Consider the following 13,070-nt stretch of genomic DNA (forward strand, 5'->3'; position numbering starts at 1 on the left):
CTTGCGGTGTCTAATATTCAGCCCTGAGGGTAGGGTGTCATTTACGGTGGCATTCCTGGGGTGTCATCGCCTGTAGAAATAAAAAAATGCGTTATTCTAACGCTCAGCATTCTTCGGGGATTTTATTTGCAAGTTGCTATTGGTTCCAACGTATCGTCGGGTGACATTGGTTGGTGATTCATGTTTACTAGGAATATAGCTGGGTATATAATTAATGAGCCTCCAGAGAAAAAAGGTGATATAAGTGGAACATCAAGAATTAGACTTTATGCTTGATTCGCTTCTCGATACCAAAGAGGAGTTCGAGATCAAGGAGTATCCGAAGTACCGTTTTGGGAAAAAGATTGTTGATGATAACGGGGACTACATGATTATCTATTATCATCAAGAGATAGAAAAAGTAGTATATACGTTTAAAGGTGCGGAAGATATCTACTTCACACTGTATATGCCAAAACAGAATACCAAAGTAACCTAGCGCCTTTCTTCTGAAAGTGAAACATTCAGAAGGAAGGTTTTTTTGTTCCTCTCTGTAACAAAAAACGTCACGGCGAGGCTTGTCTTAAGCTTGTCGGGGGTGAGCAAGGCGCTTGCGCTTTTGTTCTTGTCTAAATTGTCATTACGGTTACGATTTGCTGGATACGTACGAATACAGTGGAATCGCCTGCTTTTAAAGCGATATGACCAGGCTGGGCAAGGTTGCATGAAAAGTGCTTTTATCAAAAAACCCCTTCCTTTCGGGAAGGAAGAGGTTAGTCATTATCCTAGGCCAGCGGCTCATACCTGCTTTGGTATTGAGGATGATAGAGATAATAAATAGGATAACCTTTCGTATAGAAATACTGAATAAGTGGACCGGCGCCTATCGTTCCCATAATGGTGCCGAGTCCCACTGGACCACCAATCAACAATGCGGATGTCGAGGTAGTGACTGCGATGGCTGTCTGACTTACCAGCAGGCTGATGTTGAACTTGTTGGCGATCACTAAGAATAATTGATCCACTGGTGCTCGCGGCAGTTGGGGTAAAATATAGATAGCTACCCCTAAAGCAGTGAAACTCACACCGGCTATAACGGTGAGTAGCTGGATTAAAAATGGCGCGGAAGTTAAGCTCATATTTTTGAACACGACTTCCAGCCAGAAGTCTAATACCAGGCTTTCTAAAACAAGTGGCAGAAGAGCACGAAATTCCGGCTTTTGCTTCATTAACCATCCATTGAGGAAAATGAAGGCAAGCTGAAATATCCCGTACCAAATCCCAACGGTAAAACCGAACCGGTCCGATAATCCTACAAATAGTGCCGTCCAGAATCCTGCGCCTAAGGCGGCTTTTATAATAAGGGCTACACCAAAAAAATTCACAAAAATTCCAAGCATGTACACAGCGGTACGATAAAGCATTACGATAACCCTCGTCTTTCTATACATTCAATTTTATTGGGCCATTTTATTAGCTGTATTTTTTCGCGTCAATAGGCTGGTGAATTTTTCATGTTTTTTATCTGAAGTACCCTGCAGGGGCCGTGAAGGGAAATACATAATAAGACAAGGTTTATGTGAATAGCATGGTATATAGAGTCTACCTGAAAGGGGGAGGGATCGTGCGAATTCATGTGGCTGCTTCAGGAGATACGTTATGGGCTGTGGCCCGGCGTTATGGAACGGATATGAACCAGATTATTTTAGCGAATCAGCTGGATAATCCTGATGTACTGGTGGTGGGGCAGGCGCTTGTCATCCCCGAACAGGGACGTGAGTATGTGGTTCAGCCGGGGGATACGTTGTGGGCGATCGCGCAACGTTTTGGTGTACCGCTGCAGGAGCTGGCCCAAGTCAACCAAATCACGAATCCAGCATTGATTTTTGTCGGCGATATGCTGGTACTGCCGTATTTTCCATATCGTGTTCGGCAGGGGGACACGTTATGGCAGATTGCCCGACGGTTCGGGACCTCCATGGACCGGATCGTCCAGGTGAATCAGATCAGTAATCCAGCGATGCTGTCTGTCGGCCAGGTTTTGTATATTCCCCGGGAGCAGCGTCCCGTTACGGAAATCAATGCTTATATTACGAAGACCGGGGAGGAAGGGCGGAGTGAGGTACTGGCGCTCGGGAGGAATTTTACTTACTTATCGCCATTCACATATTCCATCAGGGAGGATGGCACGATCACCGAAATGCGGGAAATCCTTGTATTGGAAGCGGCGCGAGCGACAGGAGTTGCACCATTGCTGGTGCTGACCAACTTCAGGGATCGGTCGTTCGATTCTGATATAGCGGCGACTATTTTGCGAAGTCCTGAGCTGAAGGAAACATTGATTACGAACATCATTGAAACAATGGAGGAAAAAGGGTATACAGGTTTGAATATTGATTTTGAATACGTCTATCCGGAAGACAGGGAAAATTACAATGATTTTCTGAGGCGTACTGTAGCAAGGCTCAGGCCGGCCGGCTATACAGTCTCGACGGCATTGGCACCGAAAGAATCGGCCGATCAGGCGGGGCTTTTGTATGAAGCCCATGACTATGCCGCACACGGGGAGATCCTCGATTTTGTCGTTATCATGACGTATGAATGGGGCTGGGCCGGAGGTGAGCCGTGGGCGATCGCGCCGATTAACAAAGTTCGTGATGTCCTCGATTACGCTGTAACGGAGATACCACCGGCCAAAATAATGATGGGGATCCCGCTCTATGGACGGGATTGGAAAATTCCGTGGCAGCAAGGCACTTTTGCCCGGACGGTCAGTCCAAAAGAAGCCGTTCAGCTTGCTGCACGGTATGGCGTCAATATTCAGTATGATGAGGAGTACCAATCGCCGTTTTTCCGTTACGTTGACGCGAGCGGCCAGGAGCATGAGGTGTGGTTCGAGGATGCCCGGAGCATGCAGGCGAAATACGAGACCATCAAGGAATATGGCCTTCGTGGCGGAAGTTATTGGGTGCTCGGAAGTCCGTTCCCACAAAACTGGCCGGTGCTGCGTAATAATTTTACGATAGAAAAATAGTAAAATATAGGCGTGCTTATCCGGCACGCTTTTTCCATGATTAGCCAGCAAACACCTCCCATAAATGTTAAAATGGAGAAAATTGTCTGAAAATAGTATATCGTGGAAAGGGGTATAGGGGTGAACAGAAAGCGGGTGTCCTATGCCGTGCTCTTATTGATCGCAGGGTTGCTGGTCACTTTTTCATTGGAGTTACCGGTATTAGGATATAAAAAATTGGATTACAACAAAGATACCGAAACTACACAAATCACGGAATATTATTGGTATGGCGGGATGAAAAAACAGGAACCGTTCGAGGGGAATCCGGATGAGGAGCTGGCCATTTTTCAAAAACAGTCTCGGCTGCAGAACATTCAAATCAGTACGATCATGTTTGTATTAATGGCTATAGCTGGGAAATGGGCACGGGAAAAACGGTTTGTGGTGATCGGTTCCCTGGCATTGGCGGTCATTTTGCTATTCGCAGATATCGCACTTGTCATTCATTTCAGAGGAGGATTATAAGAGAGTTTCGTCTACTTTAATAAGATAGAGTATGTGTAAAACAAGTAGTAATCGAAATTGTCAGCTATGTTTATCGTCTATTCTTTGCGGGAAACGTTTCATATAACCCAATTCCAACAGAAAGGATGAGTACAACATGGCACGAAAAGCACAATATCAACCTGTAGGCGGAAATGGGATTGATCCGAGTGATGCCCAGGAAGTACATTATGCGAAAGAATTCAAGCAAGCGGATAAAGCTGGAGGCTATCGAAAGCCTCGAGTACAGGAAGCAAAACGTGAAAACCCTGAATTAAAACGATAAACACCTTGAAAAAAGCAGCTTGAGCGCAAGCTGCTTTTTTACGTTAAGAAAGCTCAAAATTGTGTGAAACATGGCGACAAGTAAAGTTATTCTAAATAAAGGGGAGTTTTTATGAAACATGCGCTGGTGGTGGGCGGTACGGGAATGTTAGCGGAAACGACACTGTGGCTCGCAGATCAAGGTTATCATGTGTCTGTAGTGGCACGGAATAAACGGAAAATGGATAAGGTATTAAAGCGGTCACCTCATACGGATCAATTGATTCCGGTTTTGGTAGATTATAAAAATACAGAAGAATTGATACATAGATTGAGCAGAAATTTTGAGCGGTATGGTACACCTCGTCTGGTGGTGGCCTGGATTCATTCGGATGCCGAGAAGGCGAGGGAGGTTATCCTGCGTGAAATAGCTAAAGCATCTGTTCGGTTCGACGTATACCTAATTCTAGGAAGCTCCCACAGCCGTGAGGAGTTTCGGCAAAAGATCGATGTACCAGAACATGGCACGTTACATATCGTTCAACTGGGATTTGTGATGGAAGGGAATCGATCAAGGTGGCTCACGCATGAGGAGATTGCAAGCGGTGTGATTGAAGCTATAAAGAAAGAAAAAATGGAACATATTGTCGGTGTGCTGGAACGGTGGGAACGCAAGCCTTAATTTGGAAGGAGAGTGTTAAAAATATATGTTAGGTAAGAAGTCAGTTGCGTTAAGTAAGAAGGTGTCTCAGTTAGGGTAGAACATTGTTGCGTTAGGGCAGAAGATTGTGCCGTTAAGTCAGAACATAGAGTAATAGATAAAGGGCGCGTGGATTTGTACAAAATCCACGCGTTTTTTTTGTTCATAAATTGTTCATAAAGCTTACCATCACTGTATTCATCATAGCTAACGTATAAAAACAACACCAAAATATTGGCTACGTGTGATTTAGTTCACTTAGCTAATAACAGTTCTCAATTATCATAGAGTTAACAAATAATAAGGGGGATTATAAATGGCGGAGTCAAACGTAAAGAAGTCCGAAGAAGTGGCGGAAGAACATTCGTCAATCAAGGGGACTGTTTTTTCGGTAGCTGTAGTGGGGGGAGTTATTTTTCTAACGTATCTGCTGGTTTACGGCTTATATATGGCGAGAATATAGGAGGGGATGAACATGCATAAAGCGGAAAAAATTTGGCTGACGTTGAGTTTTGGAATGATTATCGGTTTCATGTTAATCACAGGCTATCAGGCGTTCGCGAAAGATATGGGGCCACCAAGTTACGGGGAAAGGATCGATCCGCAAAATGTCGATGAAACAGCTCCTTTCGATAACCCTGGGGTGAAACAGATTGGTGAAAATGAATATGAAGTGATTATGACATTACAGATCTTCAGCTTTACACCAAACAAAATTGAAGTACCTGCAGGATCCACGGTCCATTTCACCATGACTTCAAAGGATGTCACACATGGGTTCCAGGTTGCTGATACGAATATCAACGCAATGGTAATGCCCGGATACATTTCAAAAATCACACAAACATTCGATGAGCCTGGTGAGTATCTTGTCCTCTGTAACGAATATTGCGGATCAGGCCATCAGCTGATGGGTACGACCATTACAGTAAAATAAAGGGGGGAGTAACATGGAAGCGATAAAAAAAGAGTATTGGAAAGATAAAGCGAATAAAGCACTTGGAATCAGTCCGGAAGATGCCAGAATCACGAAATCATATTTAATTGTTGCCTTCGCCGCAATTTTAGTTGGCGGTCTTCTCGGACTTCTGCAAGGCATGAACAGGGCCGGCATCCTCGAATTGCCGGTATGGCTGAACTACTATAAAGTACTGACAGCCCATGGATTATTGTTAGTGGTTGTGTTATCGGCATTCTTCACGATCGGTTACTTTTACGCGGGGCTGTCCCATTCCCTGGGAGGACTGCTTCCGAAAGTACGGAAAATGGCCTGGATCGGGTTCTGGATGAAAATCTTCGGCTTCGTGCTCGCCGTCATCCCGATTTTACAGGGCGACGCCTCTGTCATGTATACGTTCTATCCACCGATGGCCGCTGCTCCGATGTTCTACATCGGCCTCGTCTTCATCGTATTGGGTGTCTGGATGCTTGCTTTCGGGGCATTTATCAATGTGGCGAACTGGAGAAAAAATCATAAGGGACAGCACATTCCGATCTCCTTTTTCGCCATGGGTGTATTCGTTCTCTTGTTCTTCGGAAGTCTGCCGGTTGCTATTGAAGTTCTCTATATCATCCCTTGGGCATTCGGCTGGATCGAGACCATCAATGTCATGGTTTCCCGTACACTATTCTGGGCATTCGGGCATACGCTCGTTAATATCTGGTATATGACCGCCATTTCTGCCTGGTATGTCTTCGTTCCTAAAATCATTGACGGAAGACGCTGGAGCGATTTGTTGACAAGGATCGTTGTCATTGCGCTCGTCATCATGAACATCACCGGTGGATTCCACCATCAAATCATTGACCCGGGTATCTCAGAATCTGTCAAATACATGCACGTTTTCATGAGTCTTGCTATCGGGTTCCCATCCTTGATGACCGCTTATGCGATGTTCGCTGTGTTTGAAAAAACAGCACGTAAAAAAGGCGGCAGAGGTCTTGTCGGCTGGTATAAAAAACTGCCTTGGGGAGACGTCCGGTTCCTTGCTCCGTTCATTGCGATGGCTGCTTTTATTCCAGCCGGTGCCGGCGGGATCGTACAAAGCACGAACCAGTTGAACCAAGTTGCCCATAATACGATGTGGGTGGTCGGTCACTTCCACTTGACGCTTGGCATGACAGTGGTGATGACGTTCTTCGGTGTCAGCTACTGGCTCGTTCCATATGTTTCCGGAAGGGTGTTGACCAAAGAAATAAATAAACTGGGTGTTATTCAGACAATAGTCTGGACAATCGGTATGGTGCTCATGTCTGGTGCCATGCACTGGGTCGGCTTGTTGGGTTCCCCACGCCGTACCTCATACTCGACTTACTTTGATAATGCAACGGCACTAAGCTGGGATCCGTACCTGTTCTTCCTTGCGATTGGCGGAACGTTGCTGATGATCGGTGTGCTGCTCCAAGTGTACGCTGTCTTCCACATGATGTTCCTGGCGCCAAAAGGGGAAACTGAGTTTCCGGTTGCAGATGTAGAAGAAGACGCAACGCCAACTCCAATGTGGACCGAGCGATGGGGCCTCTGGATCGTCCTGATGATTGGTTTAGTAAGCATGGCATATGTCATTCCGTTGGTCGACTTCATTGTTAACGCGCCTCCAGGTTCGCCGCCATTCAAAACCTGGTAAATGACAAAAGAAGAGAGCCCGCTCCTGGCAGCAGCTCTCTTTCTTTTAATCGATAACTAGGATGTGATCCTAATGGTCAACAAAAAACTACTATCTTATTTACTGGTCGCTGTCTTCGGCTTCGTCCTGTTCTATTTCGGAACCGATGGCTTTACTGCTTACACATCGGAAGCGGCTCGGGTTAACCAGTTGAAAGAAGATCAGCCCTTATTCCCCGAGGTAACGTTAGAGGATCACGCCGAACGGGTTTATCCTTTTTCTGAGTTTGAAGGAAAGTATGTATTCATTACATTTTTTTATACGATGTGCGGTACGGTCTGTCCTGAGCTGGAAAAGAATATGAAGGAAGTTTATGAGATGCTGCCGGATGACGGGCTGGAAGATGATATCCAGTTTTTAAGCATCAGCTTCGATCCGGAGCGTGATACACCTGAAGTACTGGACACGTACCGGGAATGGCTCGAGAGTGACGGGGAGACGTGGCGGATGGCAAGGATTCCAGATCAGCAGGAACTGGATGAACTGCTTGACCGTTTCGGTGTTACTGTTATACCCGACGAATATGGCAACTTTGCCCACAATTCGGCTTTTTATCTCGTTGATCCGGAAGGCCGGCTGGTGGAAGTGATGGATTATCAGGAGACGAGAGAAGCGGCAGTAACCGTGATGGATAGGATGGAAGGGGGCGGGGGAAAATGAAGGGAATCTATTATGTGCTATTGCTTTACGCTTTTCTCATGCTCCCTCCTGTTGCCAGTCTGATGGAGTCCGTTATGATCATCCATATGCATATGCAGATGACGCTGTTTGTCATCATCGGCTTTTTGCTCGCACCTGTATTGCAAAAAAAGTTCCCGCGCTTTTTTGAAGAGTGGAACCCGAATGGCATTCCTGGCATCCTGTTGTTTGTGATCGTCATTTTCTATTGGACACTGCCCCGGTCGATGGACGAAGCGCTCAACTTCTGGTATATCGAGCTGTTCAAGTTCATTTCCCTGCCGTTCCTTGCAGGTGTGCCGCTTCGGGACAGCTGGAGGAAAATAAGTCCCAGCCTTAAAAACGGCCTGATTATTTTATTTACATTGTTATTCATTTTAATGGGCTGGCTGTACATCTGGTCGCCGAACCAGCTGTGCAATAATTATCTGATGATCGACCAGATCACACTAGGGTGGGGGTTTTTGTTGACCGCTGTCTGCATGATCATTTACCTGGCGTACAGCTATATCACCGATTTCGCAAAAACGGTATAGTCTGCAATACAGCGGGTTAATGAGCAGGCAATGATAAATAAACATACCAAAGGCAGCTATCATACCAGGAAAAAGGGGGAGGTCAAACTGGTTAGGTAGCTGCCTTTATTCATTTTTTATACTAACAGACATAGCCGCTTTAAACCACCAAAGTAACATAAATGTAATGATTTTTTTACTATTGACAAATTTTGATTTTTTCAAGGAAAAAGACCCTTCTATCAGCAAATTCGGATAGTAATGTTGTAATGATCTTTAGACATTTTTTGGTGAATTACCGTAATAATTGTATGGAAGTATCGAACTTTACTTATAAAGTAGGATTAGATAATTAGATAATAAGCCTGTGTATTTTAAGGTGTCACTTATGTTAATCTTTTAGAGATGGAAATGCACGTCCTCCTTTACGGGGGACGTTTTTATTTGCAATTTAAGCAAGTTTATCTTTGTGAAAGGATTAAAGTAGAAGAAACATTAAGGCTTGCCTATACGGACTTGGCGGCAATCTGGTTTTTTCTAATAAAAAATAATAAGAGCTTTAACTTTATCTCATGTAAAGGAGTGACGTAGTTGGATTTATTCATCACGATATTTTTCCTGATCAGTGTTACATTTCCTGTGTTGCATATTTACCATTGCCTGCCGTTCTTTCGTGATGAAGACGAAAGAACCGGAGCGAATAAAGGTCTGAAACGATGGAAGATTGAGCACGGCTATGAACAAGAAGAGGGTATCAGCGTACTGGTTCCTTGTTTCAATGAAGAATCAATCATAGAAACTTCCATAGAAAGTATGAAAACACTGGCATATTCCCAATTTGAGGTGATTTATGTCAATGATGGTTCATCGGATGGCACGATGAATTACTTGCGGGAAATGCTGGACTTGAAGACCAGTGAATTGTCTCCCCAGGGTTCGCTAAAGCATGAAAATGTCAAAAAGGTCTACCAATCGCAGCTTTATCCGAATATCTATGTCATCGATAAGGTGAATGGCGGGAAAGCAGATGCACTCAATGCCGGAATCGAATATTCTCAAAAAGATTTGGTTGTAACTTTGGACGCCGATACTATTTTGACGGAGAATGCATTAGCGGCTGTCAATAAAGCATTCAAAGATAAAGGAGTCGTAGCTGCAGGCGGTATGGTCCATGTTCTGCAGACGAAAACGGATAATCCTTTAAAGCGGTTATCTCTTAAAAATGCCAACATGCTTGTGCGTGTCCAGGTGCTTGATTTTATGAAAGCTTTTTATATTTCAAAATTATCACTCGTCCGATTCAAGGCATTAGCGGTCATTTCTGGGGCGTTTGGTGTCTTTCGGAAAGACATTCTATTTAAGGTTGGCGGCTACCGGAATTCCATTGGAGAAGATATCGACATCACCTTGCGCATCCAGCGATTCATAGCGAAAAAAAAGCAGTTGAAAATCACGTTTATTGCTGATGCGATCGGTTATACCGAACTTCCGGAAACATGGAAGGATTTGACTAAGCAGCGACTCCGTTGGCAAAAAGCCTATGTTGACTGTGTCATTCATTTTTGGGCGTTTTTCTTAAAAACACTATTTACGAAGCCTGTTTCCTTTTTCTATATCTTTGAAACCTTCTTGATTGGTACCATTGCTGCTTATTTTATGACCGGGCTCGTCACATACAATTTGATTACGAGCTCTGAGAATTCAATTCTCGCGTATATGTTTTTCTATTTGTTCTTCCTGTTTTTATTCGGGGTCCTGTACGACCTGGTAGCACTCCGTATGAATAAGCATTACGGCTTCCGCTTTCAGAAAGGAGATGGATTCCGGATTTTGGGGACGATTTTATTCGATATCATCGTTTACCGGTTTGTGGCAGTGTATTACGTCATGTATGGAAGCATCTCTTACTTTTTCAACAAGAAATGGAACAAAGTATCCCGGACAGGAAGAAAATATAATCAGAAAAAATCGGAAACGGCAGCTTGATGATCCGATTCAGTGGAGGAAAGCATCATGGGTAAAAAATTTCTATTATTTATCATGACTGCAGTGACTGTACTGATACTCGGTGCGGGCAGTTATGCATTCAATGTGTTCACGTCGACCTCGGCAAGCATCTATGAAGATATCGACCGGAATCCGGAGTTTGAACAGCGACTGAAGAACATCGATTTGAAGGATGGGGATCCGATATCCGTGCTGATCATGGGACTGGATACGCAAAAAGGAGAAAAAGGTGGACGGGCCGATACGATGGTCCTGCTGACAATTAATCCGGAAGAGGAGTCTGTCCAGATGGTCAGTATTCCCCGCGACACGTATGTAAAGGTGCGAGGGGCTGAGGAAAATAAGATGAACAGCACCTATCAAGTCGGCGGTACGGAAATGACCATCAAGTCGATTGAGGAATTTCTCGACGTTCCGGTCGATTATTTTGTGAAAGTGAATATGCAAAGTTTTGAAGGGATTGTTGATGCTCTAGATGGCATCACTGTTCAGAACGACCTTGAGTTTGATACGAGGGATGCGGAGCATCTCAAAGGAGATGCGTATTTCCCTAAAGGTGAGATTACGCTAAATGGAAAAGAAGCTTTGCTGTATGCCCGGATGAGAGAACTCGATCCAAGAGGTGATTTCGGACGTCAGAAACGTCAGCGCCAAGTGATTGAACAGGTGATCCAAAAAGGGGCAAGCATTTCTTCTGTGACGAATTTCGGGGACATTTTTGAAGTGGTGGAAAATCACGTGAAGACCAACCTGAGCTTTAATGAGATGTGGAAAATCCAGTCCAATTACAAAGATGCCCGTGCCAATATTGAACAGCACAAAATTGAAGGCACGGATAAAAAGATCGATGGGATTTACTACTATATGCCGGATGAAAAACAGGTAGAGGAAATTTCCTATAAATTGAACTCCCATTTAGGGTTGGCGGACCAGGCATCTGATGCAGAAAAACGGCCGATAGAAGAGAATATGAAGAAAGAGGACAAGGAAGGGAATCTCTTTACGAGCAAAGAACCCAAGCCTGAATCTGGTAATGACCCAGTAACCGAAGCAGAGCCTCGTTCGGAAGAAGAAAATCCGCCAGAAGAAAGGGCGCCGGAAACATCGACAGAAGAACCAGCTCCTCCGAAAGAGGATGAAGGTGACAAGAAGTCAGCCACAAACGGAAGTGAGGATGCTCCGCAAGAACAAACAGAACCGGAACCTTCCGAGGGACGAGGCGGCAATGGTGATCCGAATGTTAAACAAGTCATTACCGATGACTGGGCTGTTGTTCCAACCGATCAGGAAAGCCATACCCATATCACTTTTGAAAAAGGTTCGCTCGATTGGAAAGAAATGACGACAGCTATTGCTGCAGGTGCCGGTTTGTCGGAAGACGATATGATTGTCTGGTGGGCAGCGGGAGAAGGCACGGATAAAGCCATTGCCACGGTCACCAATCAAGCCCAGACAGAGAATTACCGTGTTCACGTAACGTGGATCGACGGTGCCGGCTATAAGCCGGTGAAAACAGAAGTTCTTTATAAAAATGATCAGAAAAATGGATGAGACGACAGTTTTAAAAATAAAAAGGCGGGCCGTAAAGGTGGGCCCGCCAATAAACATGTAATTCCAACCAATTTGAAAGAAACTGCCCGAACAGCGGCTGGGTTTTCGAAGTCTATTAAAAAGAGTTGGAGGAAGAAACTATATGAATGCATCTGATTTTTTAAATATGTATGTGTGGGTAACAGCAGCTGGTGTGTTAGCGTTTGTTGTATTAGGCTTAATCATCTATCATTATTTTTCCGCTAAAAGCTATAAGAAAATGGTAGCAGAAGTGGAACGCGAAGCGGTGACTACACTCGATCAGGTGGAAAAGGATTACGAACTAAAGAAAGAAGAGGACAGGAAAAAAGTAAAGGAAGATTACGAGCAAAAGATCGCAGCGGTCAACGCTTACGTCAAAGATATGGAAAAGCTCTCTCGAACAGCCAGTGAGATGGAAATCTATACGATCGTGAGCGATCTGAAGGATAAGCTGGTTAATGAAGGAAGTATCCAGCCTTCTGACATGATTCTCCTGCCTAACGTGTACCTGCCGTTGTCTGGAGAGGATAAGGATAGGAAATTCGTGAAAAATGATCTCATTGTTTTGATGAAGTCAGGAATTTATCTCCTTGGTACCAACAATCTGGAAGGAAAGGTGCTATACGGCATGAATCAGGACAAGGCGAAGGAAGTTTCGTTTTTGCTTGATGACTTTTTTTCTACCGATGATAAGAAGGAAGAAAAGACCCTTGTCGCTGATAATGCGCAAGCAGAGCAGCATAGCCTGAAGGTGAGGTCTATTGAAGATCCTGCCACACAGGTATTAGATGGTATGGAGACGATCCATAACCAGCTGCAAAGTAATGACCTGGAAAGACGGGTTCTTCCGATCGTTTATTTTACCCATAGCAACCAGGTCATCAATTATTCAAAAGCTTATAAGCCATATGTATTTGATCAGAAAGAAAAGCTCGCCAAATTTCTGGTGGGTCAGCTGAAGGATGGCTATCCATTTTATACCGAAAAGGATATGAAAAAGCTGAAAGCCGTGCTCGAGCACGCCGATATGACAAGAAGAGAAGCCGGGCACTTCGGTCAGGAGCTTGCAGTGGAACATACGTAAAAGAAAAGCGCAAGCGCCCTGAAAGACACGACACGCATAAGCAAAA

14 protein-coding genes and 2 pseudogenes are annotated in these 13,070 nt (G+C 44.6%); 14 read left to right on the forward strand and 2 right to left on the reverse strand.

The genetic code is table 11. The features are described 5' to 3' along the window. Positions 1-244 precede the first annotated feature (244 nt). Positions 245-478, forward strand: a complete 234-nt coding sequence (locus FHS45_RS03005) for a hypothetical protein (RefSeq protein WP_062445219.1) — start codon at positions 245-247, stop codon at positions 476-478. 130 nt (positions 479-608) lie between these two features. Here the strand turns inward: FHS45_RS03005 and FHS45_RS20515 are convergent. Beyond that, positions 609-683, reverse strand: a pseudogene (locus tag FHS45_RS20515) (DUF2642 domain-containing protein); the annotation flags it as partial. Between the two features lie 81 nt (positions 684-764). Beyond that, a complete protein-coding gene (locus FHS45_RS03015; RefSeq protein ID WP_481924044.1) occupies positions 765-1,430 on the reverse strand; it encodes a YczE/YyaS/YitT family protein in 666 nt (221 codons plus the stop codon). 173 nt (positions 1,431-1,603) lie between these two features. On the opposite strand from FHS45_RS03015, the gene FHS45_RS03020 reads away from it, so the two are divergent. The 13 genes and pseudogenes from FHS45_RS03020 (at position 1,604) to FHS45_RS03075 (ending at position 13,024) form a co-directional block, all read left to right on the forward strand. Continuing rightward, on the forward strand, positions 1,604-3,013 hold the full coding sequence (locus FHS45_RS03020) for a glycoside hydrolase family 18 protein (protein WP_062445228.1): 1,410 nt from the start codon (positions 1,604-1,606) through the stop codon (positions 3,011-3,013). A gap of 120 nt (positions 3,014-3,133) precedes the next feature. Then, entirely contained in the window at positions 3,134-3,520 is a 387-nt protein-coding gene (locus FHS45_RS03025) for a hypothetical protein (protein WP_062445230.1), read from the forward strand. Positions 3,521-3,656: 136 nt separating this feature from the next. Continuing rightward, positions 3,657-3,824, forward strand: coding sequence for a YfhE family protein (locus tag FHS45_RS03030; protein WP_082412027.1), 168 nt, complete (start codon positions 3,657-3,659; stop codon positions 3,822-3,824). A 111-nt stretch (positions 3,825-3,935) separates the two neighbouring features. After that, positions 3,936-4,484 carry a Rossmann-fold NAD(P)-binding domain-containing protein gene (locus tag FHS45_RS03035; protein ID WP_062445232.1) on the forward strand — a complete coding sequence of 183 codons (549 nt, stop codon included), beginning with the start codon at positions 3,936-3,938 and terminating at the stop codon, positions 4,482-4,484. Between the two features lie 334 nt (positions 4,485-4,818). Continuing rightward, positions 4,819-4,965, forward strand: coding sequence for a cytochrome c oxidase subunit 2A (locus FHS45_RS03040; RefSeq protein ID WP_148350098.1), 147 nt, complete (start codon positions 4,819-4,821; stop codon positions 4,963-4,965). Between the two features lie 6 nt (positions 4,966-4,971). Further along, positions 4,972-5,439: a cytochrome c oxidase subunit II gene (locus FHS45_RS03045; RefSeq protein WP_062445235.1), complete on the forward strand. Its 468-nt coding sequence runs from the start codon at positions 4,972-4,974 to the stop codon at positions 5,437-5,439. Positions 5,440-5,452: 13 nt separating this feature from the next. Then, positions 5,453-7,129 carry a cbb3-type cytochrome c oxidase subunit I gene (locus tag FHS45_RS03050; RefSeq protein WP_062445237.1) on the forward strand — a complete coding sequence of 559 codons (1,677 nt, stop codon included), beginning with the start codon at positions 5,453-5,455 and terminating at the stop codon, positions 7,127-7,129. Between the two features lie 72 nt (positions 7,130-7,201). Then, complete coding sequence (locus FHS45_RS03055; RefSeq protein WP_062445239.1) at positions 7,202-7,828, forward strand: SCO family protein; 627 nt, start codon at positions 7,202-7,204, stop codon at positions 7,826-7,828. Continuing rightward, positions 7,825-8,382 carry a hypothetical protein gene (locus tag FHS45_RS03060; RefSeq protein ID WP_062445242.1) on the forward strand — a complete coding sequence of 186 codons (558 nt, stop codon included), beginning with the start codon at positions 7,825-7,827 and terminating at the stop codon, positions 8,380-8,382. The genes FHS45_RS03055 and FHS45_RS03060 overlap by 4 nt, the downstream gene beginning before the upstream one ends. A 570-nt stretch (positions 8,383-8,952) precedes the next feature. Continuing rightward, positions 8,953-10,347 carry a glycosyltransferase family 2 protein gene (locus FHS45_RS03065; protein ID WP_062445244.1) on the forward strand — a complete coding sequence of 465 codons (1,395 nt, stop codon included), beginning with the start codon at positions 8,953-8,955 and terminating at the stop codon, positions 10,345-10,347. Between the two features lie 27 nt (positions 10,348-10,374). After that, positions 10,375-11,286 (forward strand): annotated as a pseudogene (locus FHS45_RS20135) (LCP family glycopolymer transferase); the annotation flags it as partial. A gap of 51 nt (positions 11,287-11,337) precedes the next feature. Then, positions 11,338-11,919 (forward strand): YrrS family protein, encoded by a 582-nt coding sequence (locus FHS45_RS20140; RefSeq protein WP_229717816.1) that lies wholly within the window; start codon positions 11,338-11,340, stop codon positions 11,917-11,919. A 142-nt stretch (positions 11,920-12,061) separates the two neighbouring features. Beyond that, positions 12,062-13,024 (forward strand): hypothetical protein, encoded by a 963-nt coding sequence (locus FHS45_RS03075; protein WP_062445246.1) that lies wholly within the window; start codon positions 12,062-12,064, stop codon positions 13,022-13,024. The last annotated feature ends 46 nt before the right edge of the window (positions 13,025-13,070 follow it).

This window comes from Thalassobacillus devorans, from assembly GCF_011761345.1.
Taxonomy (GTDB): domain Bacteria; phylum Bacillota; class Bacilli; order Bacillales; family Halobacillaceae; genus Thalassobacillus; species Thalassobacillus devorans.